The 18,208-nt window shown below is 67.6% G+C and carries 16 protein-coding genes and 1 tRNA gene; 6 read left to right on the top strand and 11 right to left on the bottom strand.

The window, feature by feature from the left end:
• Both B0W88_RS06420 and B0W88_RS06415 read left to right on the top strand, forming a co-directional pair.
• Positions 1-386: transketolase C-terminal domain-containing protein (locus B0W88_RS06420; protein ID WP_304442573.1), on the top strand; the 386-nt coding region annotated here is incomplete at its 5' end.
• A gap of 103 nt (positions 387-489) precedes the next feature.
• Positions 490-2,871, top strand: a complete 2,382-nt coding sequence (locus tag B0W88_RS06415) for a DPP IV N-terminal domain-containing protein (protein ID WP_158080808.1) — start codon at positions 490-492, stop codon at positions 2,869-2,871.
• An 81-nt stretch (positions 2,872-2,952) separates the two neighbouring features.
• Here B0W88_RS06415 and B0W88_RS06410 read toward each other — a convergent pair.
• Positions 2,953-3,029, bottom strand: a tRNA-Pro gene (locus B0W88_RS06410).
• Positions 3,030-3,224: 195 nt separating this feature from the next.
• On the opposite strand from B0W88_RS06410, the gene trxA reads away from it, so the two are divergent.
• The 4 genes from trxA (at position 3,225) to B0W88_RS06390 (ending at position 7,197) form a co-directional block, all read left to right on the top strand.
• Positions 3,225-3,554, top strand: coding sequence for a thioredoxin TrxA (trxA, locus tag B0W88_RS06405; RefSeq protein ID WP_077033827.1), 330 nt, complete (start codon positions 3,225-3,227; stop codon positions 3,552-3,554).
• 239 nt (positions 3,555-3,793) lie between these two features.
• Positions 3,794-5,056, top strand: a complete 1,263-nt coding sequence (gene rho, locus B0W88_RS06400; protein ID WP_077033826.1) for a transcription termination factor Rho — start codon at positions 3,794-3,796, stop codon at positions 5,054-5,056.
• 137 nt (positions 5,057-5,193) lie between these two features.
• Positions 5,194-5,445 (top strand): type B 50S ribosomal protein L31, encoded by a 252-nt coding sequence (locus B0W88_RS06395; protein WP_077033825.1) that lies wholly within the window; start codon positions 5,194-5,196, stop codon positions 5,443-5,445.
• 105 nt (positions 5,446-5,550) lie between these two features.
• Entirely contained in the window at positions 5,551-7,197 is a 1,647-nt protein-coding gene (locus tag B0W88_RS06390; RefSeq protein WP_077033824.1) for a hypothetical protein, read from the top strand.
• A gap of 6 nt (positions 7,198-7,203) precedes the next feature.
• Here the strand turns inward: B0W88_RS06390 and phoR are convergent, their stop codons facing one another.
• From phoR to ftsH, 10 genes are all read right to left on the bottom strand, one after another.
• On the bottom strand, positions 7,204-8,553 hold the full coding sequence (gene phoR, locus B0W88_RS06385; RefSeq protein WP_077033823.1) for a phosphate regulon sensor histidine kinase PhoR: 1,350 nt from the start codon (positions 8,551-8,553) through the stop codon (positions 7,204-7,206).
• A 10-nt stretch (positions 8,554-8,563) separates the two neighbouring features.
• The gene (gene phoB, locus B0W88_RS06380) at positions 8,564-9,265 is read right to left on the bottom strand and encodes a phosphate regulon transcriptional regulator PhoB (protein WP_077033822.1); all 702 of its coding nucleotides are present in this window, start codon (positions 9,263-9,265) and stop codon (positions 8,564-8,566) included.
• 11 nt (positions 9,266-9,276) lie between these two features.
• Positions 9,277-9,978: a phosphate signaling complex protein PhoU gene (phoU, locus tag B0W88_RS06375; protein WP_077033821.1), complete on the bottom strand. Its 702-nt coding sequence runs from the start codon at positions 9,976-9,978 to the stop codon at positions 9,277-9,279.
• Between the two features lie 10 nt (positions 9,979-9,988).
• Positions 9,989-10,774 (bottom strand): phosphate ABC transporter ATP-binding protein PstB, encoded by a 786-nt coding sequence (pstB, locus tag B0W88_RS06370; RefSeq protein WP_077033820.1) that lies wholly within the window; start codon positions 10,772-10,774, stop codon positions 9,989-9,991.
• Between the two features lie 20 nt (positions 10,775-10,794).
• Entirely contained in the window at positions 10,795-11,640 is an 846-nt protein-coding gene (gene pstA / locus B0W88_RS06365; protein ID WP_077033819.1) for a phosphate ABC transporter permease PstA, read from the bottom strand.
• A complete protein-coding gene (gene pstC, locus B0W88_RS06360; protein WP_077033818.1) occupies positions 11,637-12,626 on the bottom strand; it encodes a phosphate ABC transporter permease PstC in 990 nt (329 codons plus the stop codon). Before pstC ends, pstA begins: the two co-directional genes overlap by 4 nt.
• Positions 12,627-12,774: 148 nt before the next feature.
• Positions 12,775-13,818 (bottom strand): phosphate ABC transporter substrate-binding protein PstS, encoded by a 1,044-nt coding sequence (gene pstS, locus B0W88_RS06355; protein ID WP_077033817.1) that lies wholly within the window; start codon positions 13,816-13,818, stop codon positions 12,775-12,777.
• A 129-nt stretch (positions 13,819-13,947) separates the two neighbouring features.
• Positions 13,948-15,285, bottom strand: a complete 1,338-nt coding sequence (gene glmM, locus B0W88_RS06350; RefSeq protein WP_077033833.1) for a phosphoglucosamine mutase — start codon at positions 15,283-15,285, stop codon at positions 13,948-13,950.
• A 32-nt stretch (positions 15,286-15,317) separates the two neighbouring features.
• Entirely contained in the window at positions 15,318-16,166 is an 849-nt protein-coding gene (folP, locus tag B0W88_RS06345; RefSeq protein WP_077033816.1) for a dihydropteroate synthase, read from the bottom strand.
• Between the two features lie 72 nt (positions 16,167-16,238).
• A complete protein-coding gene (gene ftsH / locus B0W88_RS06340; protein WP_077033815.1) occupies positions 16,239-18,143 on the bottom strand; it encodes an ATP-dependent zinc metalloprotease FtsH in 1,905 nt (634 codons plus the stop codon).
• Between the last annotated feature and the right edge of the window lie 65 nt (positions 18,144-18,208).

Raw genomic sequence — 18,208 nt, 5'->3', positions numbered from 1 at the left:
GTTATGTGCTGCGCGACGCCGAGGCGGCGAGCGCCGTGCTGATCGCCACCGGCAGCGAGTTGCAGCTGGCCGCGCAGGCGCAGGCGGCGCTGGCGGCCGAGGGCATCGCGGTGCGCCTGGTCTCGCTGCCGTCCTGGTTCCGCTTCCGACGCCAGGACGCAGCCTGGCAGGCCGCCGTGCTGCCGCCAGGCCTGCCGCGCGTGGCGGTGGAAGCCGGCGTGACCGGCTGGTGGCGCGAGCTCGTCGGCCTCGAGGGCGCCGTCGTCGGCATCGACAGCTTCGGCGAATCGGGGCCGGTGGCGGCGCTGTACGAGCACTTCGGGATCACCGTCGCCGCGATCGTGGAGGCGGTGAAGCGGGTGGTGGCGGGAGGTGCTCCGCGATGAACATCATGATGATGCATCCGGAGTAAAAACTGCGGGCCTTGCCCAAAGCGCCCGCTGTGGCAGCTGGCTAAGGTGCGCGGTATTGACCCCGAGGAGCACCGAAGTGACGACGATCGCAGCCAGCGGAGCGATGAGAGAAGCCGATTACACCCGCGCCATCGAGCTGTGGCCGGGCCATGTGCTGGACCTGGTCAGGAACGCGCACATCGTGCCGCACTGGTTCGGCCGCGAGGACCGCTTCTGGTTCAAGGACGAGCACCAGGGCGGCCACCGCTTCCTCGTCGTCGACGCGCCCACCGGCGAGAGCCGGCCGGCCTTCGACCATGAGCGCGTGGCGCAGGCGCTGCGCTCGGTGGAGGTGCCGGCCGATGCGGCCGCGCTGCCGATCACGAGCTTCGAGTTCGTGGACGGCGGTGCCGCCCTCGTCGCCACGACGGCAAAGGGCAACTTCCGCATCGATCCCGTCGATGCTTCCGCCACGCCGGCGCCGCGCGCCAATCCGGCCGAGCTCGCGGGGCCCGACGGCCGCGTGCTGTTCCTGCGCGGGCACAACCTGTGGGTGCGCGACAGCGCCGGCGAGGAACGCGCGCTGACCACCGACGGCGAGGCCCATTTCGCCTGGGGCCACGGCCCGGACTTCAACATGCGCCGCGTGGCCGAGAACCGCGGCCAGGTCCCGCCGCTACCGACCGGCCTGCACTGGTCGGACGATGGGCGGCTGATCCTCGCCGAGCGGGCCGACGAGCGCGGCGTCGAGCCCTATCCGTATGTGGAATACGTGCCCGCGGACGGCTCGGTGCGGCCCAAGCTGCACCTGATCCGCCACACGATGCTCGGCGAGGCGCCGCCGCCGCACGCCTTCGCGCTGATCGACAGCCACAGCGGCGCGCGCACGCCGATCGGCCCGCTGACCGACGGCCTGAAGCTGCGCCCGGATGTCGGCGCGCTGTGGTGGAGCGCCGATGGCCGCCATGCCCACACGGTGGCCACGAGCTTCGACGCGCGGCGCGCGGCCTTCGTCGAGATCGAGCTGGCCAGCGGCGCGGCGCGGGTGATCCACCAGGAGGTGGTGGACAGCTTCTTCGACTTCAACAGCTATCTCTACAACCGGGCCAATGTGCGCATGCGCGCCAACGGGCGCGAGGCGATCTGGTTCTCGGAGCGATCGGGCTGGGGGCACCTGTACCTGCTGGACCTGCGGACCGGCGCCGTGCGCGCGCTCACCGAGGGCGCATGGGCGGTCAACGACATCATCGGGATGACCGAGGACCGCGTGTTCTTCACCGCCGGCGGCCGCGAGCCCGGACGTCACCCGTACTACCGCCATCTCTACCGCGTGGACCTCGATGGCAGCGGCGGCCCCAACGCCGGCCTCACGCTGCTGACGTCGGACGATGCCGACCACGGCTTCAGCGGCGAGCCGACGCCCGCGGTCGTGCGCTCGCTGAACCGCCCCGCCGGCCTGAGGCCGATCTCGCCCTCCGCGCGCTATTTCCTCGATACGGTCACGCGGGTCGACCTGCCGGCCCGCTTCATCGTGCGCGATGCCGAGGACGGCCGGGCGATCCGCGAGATCGCGCGCACCGATGCGTCCGCGCTGGAAGCCGCCGGCTGGCGCCCGCCGGAGATCTTCTCCGCGAAGGCCGCGGACGGCGTCACCGAGCTCTACGGTGTGCTCGTCAAGCCGCGCGACTTCGATCCGCAGCGCAGCTATCCGGTCATCGAACACATCTACGGCGGCCCGCAGATCGTCGCCCAGCCGCGCACCTTCCTCGACGGGATCAACGGCTCCTTCCTCTACGGCATGAACACGCTGGCGGACCTGGGCTTCATCGTGGCGGTGCTGGACGGGCCCGGCACGCCGTCGCGCTCCAAGGCCTTCCACGACATGACCTACGGCCAGGCCGACCGCTGGGGCACCGCGCACCACCGGGCGGCGCTGGAAGGCGCGGCGGCGAGCCGGCCCTGGATGGACCTGTCCCGCGTCGGCGTGCGCGGCCATTCCTTCGGCGGCTACGGCACGGCCGCGGCGCTCTTGCTGGAGCCCGACTTCTACAAGGTGGGCGTGTCTTCGGCCGGCATGTACGACGTGGCCTGGGCCTATGCCGGCCTGGAGAACTACTTCGGCCGGCCCGCCTACGAGGCGGACCGTTTCGTGAAGACCCGGCCGGACGAGGTGGCGCCCAAGCACCAGGCCATGTCGCCGAGCCGCATGGCCGGGCGGCTGGCGGGCCAGTTGCTGCTGGCGGGCGGCGACCTGGACGAGAACATCCAGCCCGCCGGCCTCTTCCACTTCGCCAATGCCTTGATCGCCGCGGGCAAGAGCTTCGACCTGCTGATGCTGCCGGGCCGCAACCACGGCTTCTCGGCCGAGGCCTACTTCCACAAGCGGACCTGGGACTACTTCATCGAGCACCTGCAGGGCCGCCAGCCCCTGAAGCACTTCACGCCGAAGATGAAGCCGGGGGTGCGGATGTTCATCTGAGGCCTTGTCGCGGCGCAGAACCGCGGCGCAGAAATGACTTGGCCCGCAACGGCAGACACCGTTGCGGGCCAATCATTTTGGTGGTCGGAGCGGCGGGATTCGAACTCGCGACCCTCTGCTCCCAAAGCAGATGCGCTACCAGGCTGCGCTACGCTCCGACGAAGCTCGTATTCTAGCCCGGTTTTCACCCGCCTCCGGAGCGGTCAGTCGAAATTCGCCGTCAGGGGTCGCCAGGGTCAGCACTTGCGTCTTGAACCGGGTCGCCCTGCCCTCACCTGGATGTCGATGACCGCTCTCCCTCGTGCCGAGGGGCTTTGTGTCAGAATCTTCCCGTACGTCCAAGGACATCCCCCATGAGCAGCGAACTGATCAAACACATCTCCGACGCGTCGTTCGACACCGACGTCATCAAGTCCGGCAAGCCGGTGCTGGTGGACTACTGGGCCGAGTGGTGCGGCCCCTGCAAGATGATCGCCCCGATCCTGGACGAGGTCTCGTCCACCTACGGCGAGCGCCTGCAGGTCACCAAGATGAACGTGGACGAGAACCGCGAAGTGCCGGCCAAGTACGGCATCCGCGGCATCCCGACGCTGATGCTGTTCAAGGACGGCCAGCTCGCCGCCACGAAAGTCGGCGCGCTGTCGAAGGCCCAGTTGACGGCCTTCCTCGACCAGCACCTATAATTCCTCTCCAAGGCCGGCGCGCTTGCTGTAAACAGCGCGCCGGACCGACTGCCAACATGCCGGCCCGCCTTGGGTGACCGTGCATGGACTCGGCGCCCAAGCTCCCGCGTTTCTTGATTTGACGTTGTTCGTGTGACGACCCCTGACGGGTTCCCGCACGGGCGCTTGTGGCACATCGCCGAAGCTTCTGGCCGCCGCTCCTGGGCAGGGAGATCGGCCCTCTCACCGGGTGTTCACCCATGCATCTTTCCGAACTGAAAGCGCTTCACGTCTCCGCCCTGATCAAGATGGGCGAAGAGCTGGAGATCGAGAACGTTGCCCGCCTGCGCAAGCAGGAGCTGATGTTCGCGATCATGAAAAAGCGCGCCAAGGCCGGCGAGCAGGTCTTCGGCGACGGCGTGCTGGAAGTCCTGCCGGACGGCTTCGGCTTCCTGCGCTCGATCGAGGCCAGCTACATGGCCTCCACCGACGACATCTATCTCTCGCCGAGCCAGATCCGCCGCTTCAACCTGCACACCGGCGACATGATCGAAGGCGAGGTGCGCGTGCCCAAGGACGGCGAGCGCTACTTCGCGCTCGTGAAGGTGGACCGTGTCAACGGCCTCACGCCCGAGGAGAGCAAGCACAAGATCATGTTCGAGAACCTGACGCCGCTGTTCCCCAAGGAACAGTTCAGGCTCGAGCGCGAGATCCGTGGCGACGAGAACATCGTCGGCCGCATCGTCGACCTGATCGCCCCGATCGGCAAGGGCCAGCGCGCGCTGCTGGTGGCCCAGCCCAAGACCGGCAAGACGGTGATGATGCAGCACCTGGCGCACGCGCTGGTGGCCAACCACCCGGACTGCCACCTGATCGTGCTGCTGGTCGACGAGCGCCCGGAAGAAGTGACCGAGATGCTGCGCACCGTCCGCGGCGAGGTCATCAGCTCCACCTTCGACGAACCGGCCGCCCGCCACGTGCAGGTCGCCGAGATGGTGATCGAGCGCGCCAAGCGCCTGGTCGAGCTGAAGAAGGACGTGGTGATCCTGCTGGACTCGATCACCCGCCTGGCCCGCGCCTACAACAACGTGCTGCCCAGCTCCGGCAAGGTGCTGACCGGCGGCGTCGACGCCAACGCGCTGCAGCGCCCCAAGCGCTTCTTCGGCGCCGCGCGCAATGTGGAGGAAGGCGGCTCGCTGACCATCATCGGCACCGCGCTGATCGACACCGGCTCGAAGATGGACGAAGTCATCTACGAGGAATTCAAGGGCACCGGCAACTGCGAGATCCACCTGGACCGCCGCATGGCCGAGAAGCGCGTCTACCCGTCGATCCTGATCAACAAGTCCGGCACCCGCCGCGAAGAGCTGCTGCTCAAGCCCGAGATCCTGCAGAAGAGCTGGATCCTGCGCAAGCTGCTCTACAACATGGACGAGATCGAGGCGATGGAGTTCATCCTCGACAAGATGAAGGCATCGAAGAACAACCACGACTTCTTCGACATGATGCGCCGCGGCGGTTGATCCGACCTCAGGCATCCACAGGCCGGGCTCTTGCCCGGCCTTTTTCATTTCCCCTATAATCCGCGGTTCCCTAAGCAGGAAAGTGCGCGGCATCTGGTTTGCGGCGTGGCTCCCGGCACTGATCTCGAGAGAGCTCCATGAAAGACGGCATTCACCCCAACTACCGCGAAGTTGTCTTCGTGGACCAGTCCAACGGCTTCCAGTTCGTGACCCGTTCGACCATCCAGACCAAGGAATCCATCGAATTCAACGGCAAGACCATGCCGCTGGTGAAGCTGGAAACCACGAGCGAATCGCACCCGTTCTACACGGGCACCCAGAAGTCCATCGACAACCTGGGCGGTCGCGTCGAGAAGTTCCGCAACAAGTTTGCCCAGTTCAAGAAGTAAATCCTCTTCGGATTTGCATCTCAGAAAGCAGCCTTCGGGCTGCTTTTTTATTTCCTGGGGCATGATGCCGACCGACCTTCCCGAACAACTAGAACTCCAGACCGCGTGAATCTCCCGACCCCCGCCATCGTTGCCGAACGCGGCGCGCAGCGGCTGCCGCGCTGGGCGCTGCTGGCCTTCTGCGCGGCCTATGTGCTGCCCGGCCTGTTCGGCCGCGACCCGTGGCGCAATGCCGACCTCTCCGCCTTCGGCTTCATGGCCAGCATCGCGCAGGGCCATGCCTCCTGGTGGCAGCCGGCCATCGCCGGCATCCCGGCCGAGGGTGCCCCGCTGCCCTACTGGATCGGCGCGCTGGCGATCAAGGCCCTGCCCTTCCTCGACGCGGCCTTCGCCGCGCGGCTGCCCTACGCCGTCGCGCTGGCGCTGGTGCTGATACTCGCCTGGTACAGCAGTTTCCATCTCGCGCGCACCGAGGCCGCGCAGCCGGTGGCCTTCGCCTTCGGCGGCGAGGCGCATTCGATCGACTACGCCCGCGCGCTGGCCGACGGCGCGCTGCTGGCGATGATCGCCACGCTGGGTCTGTTGCGGCTGGGCCACGAGACCACGCCCGAACTGCTGCAGCTGCTCGCCATAACGCTCTATCTCTACGGCATGGCCGCCGCGCCCTTCCGCGCCGGCAAGGCCCGCTGGGCGCTGCTGGTCTCGCTGCCGATGCTGGGTGCCAGCGGGGCTCCGGCGGTGGCCCTGGCGCTGACCGTCATCGGTGCCTGGCTGTGCCGCCGCTCCAGCTACGAGGAGGTGCGCGTGCTCGCCTGGTGGCTGCTTGGCGCCGGCCTGCTGACGGCCCTGAGCGCCACCGCCTTCAAGGGCTGGGCCTGGCGCGTGCGGCTGGACGACGGCATCGCGCTACCCACCGAGATGCTGGCCCTGATCGGCTGGTTCTGCTGGCCGGTCTGGCCGCTGGCCTTGTGGACGCTGTGGCGCTGGCGCTCGCACTGGCAGCGCCGCCATATCCTGGTGCCGACCGTGACGGCGCTGGTGCCGATCGTCACCAGCCTGCTGATGAACGGCCAGGACAGCGCGCTGCTGCTCGCGCTGCCCGCGCTCGCCGTGCTGGCCGCCTTCGCGCTGCCGACGCTGAGGCGCGGGATCGCCGCGGCGATGGACTGGTACGCGGTGTTCTTCTTCACCGCCTGCGCAATCTTCGTCTGGCTGTACTACCTGTCGATGCAATGGGGCTGGCCGAGCACCCGGCCGCTGGCCAACGTGCAGCGCCTGTACGTCGGCTTCCAGCCGAGCTTCAACCTGGTCGCCCTGCTGCTCGCGCTGGTGGCCACGGCCGCCTGGCTGGCCCTGGTGCGCTGGCGTACGGCCCGCATCCGCCATGCCTTCTGGAAGAGCCTGGCGCTACCGGCCGGCGGCGTCGCCCTGTGCTGGCTGCTGGCGATGACGCTGTGGCTGCCGATCGCCAACTACGTGCGCAGCAACAGCCCGCTGGTCGAGCGGCTGCGCCCGCACCTGCCGACCGACGGCGCCTGCGTGGCTGCGCCGGGCCAGGCCCTGTCGATGCTGGCCGCGCTGGAGTTCCAGGGCCGCTGGACCGTGCGCGCCGACCTGCCTTTGGCGAAGAGCGAATGCCGCTGGGCCGTGCAGAGCGGGCTGGCCACGGTGCCCGAGGGCTGGGAGCAGATCGCCGTCGTGCGCCGCCCCTCGGAGCGGCAGCTGAACTACGTCGTGCTCAGGCGTCGTTGACGTCTCTCAGACCACCGCCGCCAGCGCCTGCGCCGCCGCCTGGCGCACCCGCGACGCCGGCAGCACGAGCTTGAACTTCGAGCCCTTGCCCGGCTCGCTCTCCACCTGCAGTTGCCCACCGTGGCGCTGCAGCACGTGCTTGACGATGGACAGGCCCAGGCCGGTGCCGCCGGTCTCGCGTGAGCGGCTACCGTCCACGCGGTAGAAGCGTTCGGTCAGGCGCGGGATGTGCTCGCGGGCGATGCCCACGCCGGTGTCGATCACGCTGATCTCGCCGGCGCCGTCGCCGAGCTGGCGCCATTGGATCTCGATCGCGCCCTCGTCCGGCGTGTAGCGCACCGCGTTGGTGGCGAGGTTGGCGATGGCGCTGAGCAGTTCGGCCTCGACACCGGCCAGTTCCACCCGCGTCTCGGCCTGCACCGTGATGCGATGGCGGCCGGCCGACAGGGCCGTGACGTCCGACGCGACCCGCCTCAGCAGCCCGTCCAGCGACACCCACTGGTCTGCCGCCGGCCGCCGGCTGCCTTCCAGCTGGGCCAGCGTCAGCAGGTCGCTGACCAGGGTCTGCATGCGCTGGGTCTGCTGGCCCATCAGCTGCAGCACGCGGCGGCGCTCGGCTTCGGACAGCGGCAGCGAATCCATCGTCTCGATGAAGCCGGCCAGCACGGTCAGCGGCGTGCGGATCTCGTGCGACACGTTGGCGACGAAGTCACGACGCATCGCATCGGCCCGCTCGCGCTCGGTGATGTCCAGCGAGAGCACCAGCTTCATGCCGTCGCCATAACTTCTTACGATGACTGACAGCGTGCCCGGCCCGCGGACGTTGGGCAGCATCAGAGGCTCGGCGAACTGGCCGGCCTGCAGGTAGGTGACGAAGCCCGGCGAGCGCACGAGGTTGGTAATGCGCTGGCGCAGATCGCGCCGGGCATCGAGCGCGAAGTGCTCGGCCGCCACGCTGTTGCACCAGTGGATGTGGTCGTTCTCGTCCAGCATCAGCACGCCGTTGGGCGAGGCCTCGATGGCGGAAAGGAACTGGGCCAGTTGCAGGCGCTCGCGGGTGATGGTCTTGTCGCGCTCGCGGATCGCCCGCTCGATGCGATAGGCGATCTCGCCGAACAGGCCGGTGTCGCGCGGCGCGGTGCCGTCCTGGTCGCCGCGCAGCCACTGCAGCAGCCGATGGCCGCGCACGGCGTCGACGACGGTCACCACCGCCACGCCGCTGACGGCCACCGCCAGCATCGTCAGCCAGCGGTGGTGGAAGGCACCATCCACCCACCATCCGACCAGCGAGGCCATCGCGACCGACAGCGCCGCGTAGATCAGCCGCGGGGGCAGCCAGGCAAGCGAGTCCTTCATCGGCCCAGTATCAGGCCGAGAGGGCGCTGACGTGCTGTGTCAGCCGGTAACCGGCGCCACGCACCGTTTCGATCATGCGGGCGCACTGCACCTTGTCCAGCGCCTCGCGCAGCCGCTTGACGTGGACGTCGACCGTGCGCTCCTCGATGAAGACATGGTCGCCCCAGACGCGATCCAGCAGCTGCGAGCGCGCATGCACCCGCTCCGGATGCGTCATCAGGAAGTGCAGCAGGCGGAACTCGGTCGGGCCCAGCTTCAGTTCGACGCCGTCGCGGCTGACGCGGTGGGTCGTCGGATTCAGCGTCAGCTGGCCGACTTCCACGACCGCATCCAGCGCGTTCGGCGCCTTGCGGCGCAGCACCGCGCGGATGCGGGCCAGCAGCTCGTTGGTCGAGAAGGGCTTGGTGAGGTAGTCGTCGGCGCCGGCATCAAGACCTGACACCTTGTCGCTCTCCTCGGCGCGGGCGGTCAGCATGATGACCGGCAGCTCCTTGGTGCGCGTGGCCGAGCGCCACTGGCGCGCCAGCGCAAGGCCCGACTGGCCCGGCAGCATCCAGTCCAGCAGCACCAGGTCGGGCAGCACGCGGTCGACCTCGTCCTGCGCGGCGCTGGCGGTGGCGGCGATGGCGACCTCGAAGCCCGCGTGACGCAGGTTGATCGAGATCAGCTCGGCGATGGCGGCCTCGTCTTCGACCACCAGGATTCGGCTCATTCCCATAAGCTTCAGCGCACCATGGTTTCTGCCGCTTCCGGCGTGTTGTGGCGGACGTCCGTGCCCTTGACCACGTAGATGATCACTTCGGCCAGGTTCTTGGCGTGGTCGCCGACCCGCTCGATCGCCTTGGCGACGAAGACCAGGTCGATGGCCGCCGAGATCGTGCGCGGATCTTCCATCATGTAGGTGATCAGCTTGCGCATCAGGCCGTCGAATTCCTTGTCGATCTCGTCGTCCTGCTTGAGCACTTCGAGCGCGCGGTCCACGTCCAGGCGGGCGAAGGCGTCGAGCGCCTTGCGCAGCTGCGCGGTGGCGAGCTGGGCCTCGAAGGACAGGTCCGAGATCGGCAGCCGGGTGGACACGCCGGCATCGATCAGGCGCTGCACCGTGCGGGCGATGCGGGCCGCCTCGTCGCCGACGCGCTCCAGGTTGGCGATGGTCTTGGAGACGGCAATCAGCAGGCGCAGGTCGCGCGCCGTCGGCTGGCGGCGGGCGATGATGCTGTGCAGGTTGCGGTCGATGTCGACCTCCATCGCATTGACCTTCTCCTCGGTCTGCAGCACGAAGGATGCCTGCTCGGTGCTGAAGGTGGTCAGCGCCTGCACGGCCTGGGCCACCTGGGCCTCGACCATGCCGCCCATCTCGAGCACGCGCGTGGAGATGCCGCTCAGCTCGGCGTCGAATTGGGTCGAAAGATGCTTGTCGCTCATTGCTTGCGCCTCAGCCGAAACGGCCCGTGATGTAGTCTTCCGTGTCCTTGCGCTTGGGCTTCATGAACAGCTCGGCCGTGGGGCCGAACTCGATCAGGTCGCCCAGGTACATGTAGGCGGTGTAGTCCGAGCAGCGCGCGGCCTGCTGCATGTTGTGGGTCACGATGGCGACCGTGTAGTCGCTCTTCAGCTCGTGGATCAGTTCCTCGATCTTGCCGGTGGAGATCGGGTCCAGCGCCGAGCAGGGCTCGTCGAGCAGCAGCACCTCGGGCTTGATCGCGATGCCACGGGCGATGCACAGGCGCTGCTGCTGGCCGCCGGAGAGGCCGGAGCCGCTCTGGTTCAGCTTGTCCTTGACCTCGGTCCACAGCGCCGCCTTCTTCAGCGCCCACTCCACGCGCTCGTCCATCTCCACGCGGGGCAGCGTCTCGAACAGGCGCACGCCGAAGGCGATGTTGTCGTAGATGGACATCGGGAACGGCGTCGGCTTCTGGAACACCATGCCGACCTTGGCGCGGATCAGCGAGACGTCTTCCTTGCTGGCCAGGATGTTGCTGCCGTCGAGGATGATCTCGCCCTCGGCGCGCTGCTCGGGATAGAGCTCGAACATGCGGTTGAAGGTGCGCAGCAGCGTGGACTTGCCGCAGCCCGAGGGGCCGATGAAGGCGGTGACCTTCTTCTCCGGGATGTCCAGGTTGATGTTCTTCAGCGCGTGGAAGCCACCGTAGAAGAAGTTCAGGTTGCGCACCGACAGCTTGGCGCGCTCGGTGACGGGGATTTCGACTTTCGCGTCCATGATGGTTTGCTCGTTGCTTGTCAGTGCTTGTTCTTGAACAGGGTGCGGGCAATGATGTTCAGCGCCAGCACACCCATCGTGATGATGAAGACACCCGCCCAGGCCAGCTTCTGCCAGTTCTCGTAGGGGCTCATCGCGAACTTGAAGATCGTCACCGGCAGGCTCGACATCGGCTGGCTCAGGTCCGCGCTCCAGAACTGGTTCGACAGGGCCGTGAACAGCAGTGGCGCGGTTTCGCCCGAGATGCGGGCCACCGCCAGCAGCACGCCGGTCATCACGCCGGCGCGGGCCGACTTCAGCGTCACCGACAGGATCACGCGCCACTTCGGCGTGCCCAGCGCGTAGGCGGCCTCGCGCAGCGCGTTGGGGATCAGCGAGAGCATGTTCTCGGTCGTGCGGATCACCACGGGGATCACGATCAGCGCCAGCGCCATCACGCCGGCAATGCCGGAGAAGCTCTTCATCCTCGCCACCACCAGCGAGTAGATGAACAGGCCGATGACGATGGACGGAGCCGACAGCAGGATGTCGTTGATGAAGCGCACCGCGCTGCCCAGCCAGCTCTTCTGGCCGTATTCCGCCAGGTAGACGCCGGCCAGCACGCCGATCGGGGTGCCGACAAAGGTGGCCAGCGCCACCATCATCGCGGAGCCGGCGATGGCATTGGCCAGGCCGCCCTCTTCCGCCTGCGGCGGCGGGGTCATCTCGGTGAAGGTGGCGACGTTCAGGCCGCCGATGCCCAGGTGGACCGTCTCGTAGAGGATCCAGACCAGCCAGAACACGCCGAAGGCCATGGCGCCGAGGGACAGCGTCAGCGCCACCGCATTGACGCGCCGGCGGCGCGCCTGCATCGATTCACGGCTCATGCCCGACCTCCTTCATTCTTCTTCAGGCGGCTCAGCAGCAGCTTCGAGAACGCCAGCACGACGAAGGTGATGAAGAACAGCACCAGGCCGAGATAGATCAGCGAGGCCTGGTGCAGGCCCTCGCCGGCTTCGGCGAACTCGTTGGCCAGCGCCGAGGTGATGCTGTTGGCGGCCTCGAAGACCGAGAGCGAATTCAGCTGCGTCGTGTTGCCGATCACGAAGGTGACGGCCATCGTCTCGCCCAGGGCACGGCCCAGGCCCAGCATGACGCCGCCGATGACGCCGGTCTTGGTGTAGGGCAGCACGATCTTGGAGACGACCTCCCAGGTGGTCGAGCCCAGGCCGTAGGCGGATTCCTTGAGCATCGGCGGCGTGACCTCGAACACGTCGCGCATCACCGAGGCGATGAACGGAATGATCATGATGGCCAGGATGATGCCGGCGGACAGGATGCCGATGCCCACCGGCGGGCCGGACACCAGGGCACCCAGGAAGGGCACGTTGCCCAGCAGCGCCTGCAGCGGCTGCTGCACCCAGGAGGACAGCAGCGGCCCGAAGACCATCAGGCCCCACATGCCGTAGACGATGGACGGCACGGCGGCGAGCAGTTCCACCGTGATGCCCAGCGGTCGCTTCAGCCAGCCCGGCGACAGCTCGGTCAGGAACAGCGCGATGCCGAAGCTCACCGGCACGGCGATCAGCAAGGCGATGAACGAGGTCATCAGCGTGCCGTAGATCATCGCCAGGCCGCCGAAGTTCTCCTTGACCGGATCCCAGTCGGTGCTGAGCAGGAAGCCCAGGCCGAACTTCTGGATCGCCGGCGCGGCGCCGACCAGCAGCGAGATGATGATGCCGGCCATCATCGCCAGCGTCAGCCAGGCGGCGCCCTGCGCGAGCGCGGCGAACAGGGTGTCGGCCCAGGGCGCGACTCGCTTGCGCGACGGTGGCGGGCCGAGCGGCTGCACGCGCTCGGCGCGGTCAGCCATCTCGAGGGGATTGGCGGGGAGGATGGCAGCCAAGGGGACTCCGCTTGGTTGAGGGGTTAGCTTGCTGACTTGCTCGAAAGAGAGCCCGGCGCGCCTTGCGACAAGGTGGCCGGGCTTCGATTTTGACCCTTCTGCGAAGGGCATGCGATCAGCGGATGGTGATGGCCTTGCCGCCGCTGTCCTTCAGGTTGCTGGCCCACTGCTTGTGGATCAGGTCCTTCAGCGTACCGGGCAGCGGCACGTAGTCGAGGTCGTCGGCCATCTTGTCGCCGCCGGCGGCGTAGGCCCAGTCGAAGAACTTCAGCACGTTGGCGGCGTTGGCGGGCTTCTCCTGGGTCTTGTGCATCAGGATGAAGGTGGCGCCGGTGATGGGCCAGCTGTCCTTGCCGGCCTGCTCGGTCAGCACCTGGTAGAAGCTCTTGTCCCACTGGGCGCCGGCGGCGGCAGCCTTGAAGGCCTCGTCGCTGGGCGAGACGAAGTTGCCGGCCTGGTTCTTCATCAGCACGAAGGCCATCTTGTTCTGCTTGGCATAGGCGTACTCGACGTAGCCGATCGAGTTCTTCAGACGCATCACATAGGCGGAGACGCCTTCGTTGCCCTTGCCGCCCACGCCGGCCGGCCAGTTCACGGCCGTGCCTTCGCCGACCTTGGACTTCCAGTCGGCGTTGGTCTTGGACAGGTAGTTGGTGAACAGGAAGCTGGTGCCGGAGCCGTCGGCGCGGCGCACGACGGTGATCAGCGTGTCGGGCAGCTTGACGCCGGGATTCAGCGCCTTGATGGCCGCATCGTTCCAGTTGGCGATCTTGCCCAGGTAGATGTCGCCCAGGGTCTTGCCATCGAGCTTGATCTGGCCGGCAGCGATGCCGGGGATGTTCACGATGGGCACCACGCCGCCGATCACGGTCGGGAACTGGATCAGGCCTTCCTTGGCCAGTTCCTCATCGGTCAGCGGAGCGTCGGAAGCGCCGAAGTCGACCGTCTTGGCCTTGATCTGCTTGATGCCGGCGCCGGAGCCGACCGACTGGTAGTTGATACGGGTGCCGGTGGCCTTGTTGTAGGCATCGGCCCACTTGGCGTAGACCGGAGCCGGGAAGGAGGCGCCGGCGCCGGTGACGTCCTGAGCATTCGCCATCATGGGCAGCAGGGCCAGGGTGGCGATCGATGCTGCGATGTGAAGCGTGCTGAATTTCATCTGTAGCCTGTCCGTTGGGTTGGTTGATGGGCAACTCTCGCCATCGTAGAAACCCAATATGACAAGCCAGTGACAACTAACAACCAGCCTCGACGGGCTGTCACAAACTTTGTGACAGCCGCATTTCGGTCAGTTTTTCACGGCTTCGGCCAGTCGCTGCGCGCACTGGCGCGCCAATTGCTCATCGCTCGCTTCGACCATCACGCGCAGCAGCGGCTCCGTGCCGGAGGCGCGGATCAGCACGCGGCCGCGGCGGCCGAGTTCGGCCGTCACCTCGGCCTGCTCCTGGGCCAGGCGGGCATTGCCCTTCCAGTCCTGGCCGGGCTGCATGCGGACGTTGATCAGGGTCTGCGGGAACAGCTCGACGCCGGCCAGTTGCTCGGCCAGGGGGCGACCGGTGCGCTGGATCGCCTGCAGCACCAGCAGCGCGCTGACGATGCCGTCGCCCGTCGTGTGCTTGTCCAGCGCCAGCAGGTGGCCGGAGCCTTCGCCGCCGAGCTGCCAGCCGCGGGCGGCCAGTTCTTCGAGCACGTAGCGGTCGCCGACCTTGGCGCGGACGAACTCGACGTCGCGCGCCTTCAGCGCCAGCTCGACGGCCATGTTCGTCATCAGCGTGCCGACGGCGCCCGGCACCCGCTGGCCCTGGGCCTGGCGGTCGGCCACCATCACGTAGAGCAGTTCGTCGCCGTTGTAGAGGCGGCCGGCGCCGTCCACGAACTGCAGCCGGTCGGCATCGCCGTCCAGCGCGATGCCGTAGTGGGCACCGTGCTCCTTGACCGCGGCCACCAGCGCGGCCGGGGAGGTGGCGCCGAAGCCGGCGTTGATGTTGAAGCCGTCGGGCTTGCAGCCGATCGAGATGACCTCGGCGCCCAGCTCGTGCAACACCTCGGGCGCCACGTTGTAGGCGGCGCCGTTGGCCGCATCGACGACGATCTTCAGGCCCTTGAGCGTGAGGTCCGGGCCGAAGCTGTTCTTGCAGAACTCGATGTAGCGGCCGCGCGCCTCGGGAATGCGCTTGGCGCGGCCCAGGCTGGCGGAGTCGACCCAGTTCGCGGGCTCCTCGAGCGCCTGCTCGACGGCGATCTCCCAGGCATCGGGCAACTTCTCGCCCTTGGCCGAGAAGAACTTGATGCCGTTGTCGGGGTAGGCGTTGTGCGAGGCGCTGATGACGACACCCAGGTCCTGGCGCAGCGCGCGGGTCAGGTAGGCGACGCCGGGCGTCGGCAGCGGGCCGGTCAGCAGCACGTCGACGCCAGCGGAGGCGAAGCCCGCCTCCAGCGCCGACTCGATCATGTAGCCGGAGATGCGCGTGTCCTTGCCGATCAGCACGCTGGGCTTGCCGCCACGCGCTTCCTTGTGCAGCACGCGGCCGACCGCATGCCCCAGGCGCAGCATGAAATCCGGCGTGATCGGCGACTGGCCGACGGTGCCGCGGATGCCATCGGTTCCAAAATACGTACGGCTCATCGAGAGCATCTCCTGCTTATATTCGGTGGGCGCTATTGTCGGTCAGTCGACCCCGTCGATCCGCCGGCGGCCACCCACAACGTGAGGGCGTCCACGGTCGGGGCCACGTCGTGGACGCGGATGATGCGCGCGCCCTGCGCCACGGCAGCCAGGGCAGCGGCGAGGCTGCCGGCGAGGCGTTCGCCGACCGGCCGGCCGGTAAGGTCCCCGACCATGCGCTTGCGCGACAGGCCGGCGAGCACGGGGTAGCCGAGCTTCAGCAGTTCCGACTGCCGAGCCAGCAGCGCGAGGTTGTGCTCGGTGGTCTTGGCGAAGCCGTAGCCCGGGTCCAGCACGATGCGCTCGGCAGCGATGCCGGCTTCGCGGACGGCACGGGCCCGTGCGTCGAGGTAACGGCCTACCTCGACGGTAACGTCTTCGTACTGAGCCAGGCCCTGCATCGTCTGCGAGTCGCCGCGCATGTGCATCAGGCAGACGCCGGCCTGCGGCTGGGCCTGCACGGCGCGCAGCGCCTCGTCGGACTCCAGCGCGTGGATGTCGTTGACGATGTCGGCGCCAGCGTCGAGCGCGCGGCGCATCACCTCGGCCTTGAAACTGTCGACCGAGATCGGCACGTTCAGCTTCACGGCCTCGGCGAGTACCGGGGCGATGCGCTGCCATTCCTCTTCCACGGTCAGCAGCGTGGCGCCGGGGCGGCTTGATTCGCCACCGATGTCCAGGATGTCGGCCCCCTCCTCCACCAGCCGCTTGCAGTGCGCGATGCCGGCCGCGGCCGTGCCGTGCTGGCCGCCATCGGAGAAGGAGTCGGGCGTCACATTGACGATGCCCATCACGCGCGGGCGGCTCAGGTCGATGCGGAAGCGGGCGGTCTGCCAGTGCATGGAAAGAAGAATCGGTCGATGGAAGTAAAAAGGCCCGACCTGTTCAGTCGGGCCTCGGGTGCCTGTCGGGGATCAGGCCGCGGCTGGCGCGCCGTCGGTGCTGACCGGCGGCGTACCGCTCGGGCCGCCGCTGGGCGGCGTCGGCGATTCGCCGGGGCCGCGCGGGGGCCGGCCGGCCATGATGTCCAGCACCTGGTCGCGGTCGATCGTCTCCCACTTCATCAGCGAATCGGTCATCACTTCGACCTTGTCGCGGTGGTTCACCAGGATGCTCTTGGCGATCGCGTACTGCTCGTCCAGGATGCGGCGCATCTCGGCGTCGACCTTCTGCTGCGTGGTCTCGCTGATATTGGCCGTCTTGGTCATGCTGCGGCCGAGGAAGACCTCACCCTCGTTCTCGGCGTAGACCATCGGGCCCAGCACCTCGCTCATGCCGTAGCGGGTGACCATGTCGCGGGCCAGGCGGGTGGCGCGCTCGTAGTCGTTCGAAGCACCGGTGGAGATGTCCTTCAGGAACAGTTCCTCGGCGACGCGGCCGCCGAACAGGATGCTGATCTCGTTGAGCATCTGCTTGTAGTACTTGCTGTACTGGTCGCGCTCCGGCAGTTGCCAGGTGACGCCCAGCGCGCGGCCGCGCGGCATGATCGTGACCTTGTGGACCGGGTCGGTGCCCGGCAGCATCTCGGCGACGATCGCATGGCCGGACTCGTGATAGGCGGTGGCCCGCTTCTCGTCGTCCGTCATCACCATGCTCTTGCGCTCGGGGCCCATGTAGAGCTTGTCCTTGGCACGTTCGAAGTCGATCATCTCGACGACGCGGCCATTGCGGCGGGCGGCGAACAGCGCGGCCTCGTTGACCAGGTTGGCCAGGTCGGCGCCGCTCATGCCGGGCGTGCCGCGCGCCAGCACGCTGGGGTTGACGTCCTGGCCCATCGGGACCTTGCGCATGTGCACGTTCAGGATCTGCTCGCGGCCGCGGATGTCCGGCAGCGTCACGTAGACCTGGCGGTCGAAGCGGCCCGGGCGCAGCAGCGCGGGGTCGAGGATGTCCGGGCGGTTGGTGGCCGCGATGACGATGACGCCGAGGTTCGTCTCGAAGCCGTCCATCTCGACCAGCATCTGGTTCAGCGTCTGCTCGCGCTCGTCGTTGCCGCCGCCGAGGCCAGCGCCGCGATGGCGGCCGACCGCGTCGATTTCATCGATGAAGATGATGCAGGGGGCGCTCTTCTTGGCCTGCTCGAACATGTCGCGCACGCGGGCGGCACCGACGCCGACGAACATTTCCACGAAGTCGGAACCCGAGATCGTGAAGAACGGTACCTTGGCCTCGCCGGCGATCGACTTGGCCAGCAGCGTCTTGCCGGTACCCGGAGGGCCGACCATCAGCACGCCGCGGGGGATGCGACCGCCGAGTTTCTGGAACTTCTGCGGATCCTTCAGGAAGTCCACCAGCTCCTTGACCTCTTCCTTGGCCTCGTCGCAGCCGGCGACGTCGGCGAAGGTCACGGTGTTGTTGTTCTCGTCCAGCATGCGGGCCTTGCTCTTGCCGAAGCTGAAGGCGCCGCCCTTGCCGCCGCCCTGCATCTGCCGCATGAAGTAGACCCAGACGCCGATCAGCAGCAGCATCGGACCCCAGCTGATCAGCATGGACACCAGGAAGGATTGCTCCTCGCGCTGCTTGACGTCGAACTTGACGTTGTTGTTGATCAGGTCGCCGTACAGGCCGCGATCCCAGAACGGGGCGGTGCTGCGGACCTTGGTGTCATCGGTACGGGTGGCGGCGATTTCGGTGCCGCCCGTGCCTTCCTGCAGGGTGACCTGCTTGATGCGCTTGCCGCGCACCTCTTCGAGGAAGTCGGAATAGGCGAGCGCATTGCCGCCCACCGCACCCCGGTCGCCGAATTGCTTGAATACAGTGAACAGCACCAGGGCGATCACGATCCAGACGGCAACCTTCGAGAACCACTGATTGTTCACCGCGACTCCTTCGTCGTCATTTCTTACCGGCCGCCCCCGAGCGGGGCGTCCACGGGCATAGCCCG

The sequence above is a fragment of the Pelomonas sp. KK5 genome (assembly GCF_001984095.1).
Taxonomy (GTDB): Bacteria; Pseudomonadota; Gammaproteobacteria; order Burkholderiales; family Burkholderiaceae_C; genus KK5.
The sequence above is the reverse complement of the archived record's forward strand: the minus strand, read 5'-3'. Positions and strand labels throughout refer to the sequence as shown.

Excerpts from the sequence above, each read along its gene's own strand:
- trxA (WP_077033827.1), top strand. The coding sequence starts at position 3,225 with ATGAGCAGCGAACTGATCAAACACATCTCCGACGCGTCGTTCGACACC.
- rho (WP_077033826.1), top strand. The coding sequence starts at position 3,794 with ATGCATCTTTCCGAACTGAAAGCGCTTCACGTCTCCGCCCTGATCAAG.
- B0W88_RS06395 (WP_077033825.1), top strand. The coding sequence starts at position 5,194 with ATGAAAGACGGCATTCACCCCAACTACCGCGAAGTTGTCTTCGTGGAC.
- phoR (WP_077033823.1), bottom strand. The coding sequence starts at position 8,553 with ATGAAGGACTCGCTTGCCTGGCTGCCCCCGCGGCTGATCTACGCGGCG.
- phoB (WP_077033822.1), bottom strand. The coding sequence starts at position 9,265 with ATGAGCCGAATCCTGGTGGTCGAAGACGAGGCCGCCATCGCCGAGCTG.
- phoU (WP_077033821.1), bottom strand. The coding sequence starts at position 9,978 with ATGAGCGACAAGCATCTTTCGACCCAATTCGACGCCGAGCTGAGCGGC.
- pstB (WP_077033820.1), bottom strand. The coding sequence starts at position 10,774 with ATGGACGCGAAAGTCGAAATCCCCGTCACCGAGCGCGCCAAGCTGTCG.
- pstA (WP_077033819.1), bottom strand. The coding sequence starts at position 11,640 with ATGAGCCGTGAATCGATGCAGGCGCGCCGCCGGCGCGTCAATGCGGTG.
- pstC (WP_077033818.1), bottom strand. The coding sequence starts at position 12,626 with ATGGCTGACCGCGCCGAGCGCGTGCAGCCGCTCGGCCCGCCACCGTCG.
- pstS (WP_077033817.1), bottom strand. The coding sequence starts at position 13,818 with ATGAAATTCAGCACGCTTCACATCGCAGCATCGATCGCCACCCTGGCC.
- glmM (WP_077033833.1), bottom strand. The coding sequence starts at position 15,285 with ATGAGCCGTACGTATTTTGGAACCGATGGCATCCGCGGCACCGTCGGC.
- folP (WP_077033816.1), bottom strand. The coding sequence starts at position 16,166 with ATGCACTGGCAGACCGCCCGCTTCCGCATCGACCTGAGCCGCCCGCGC.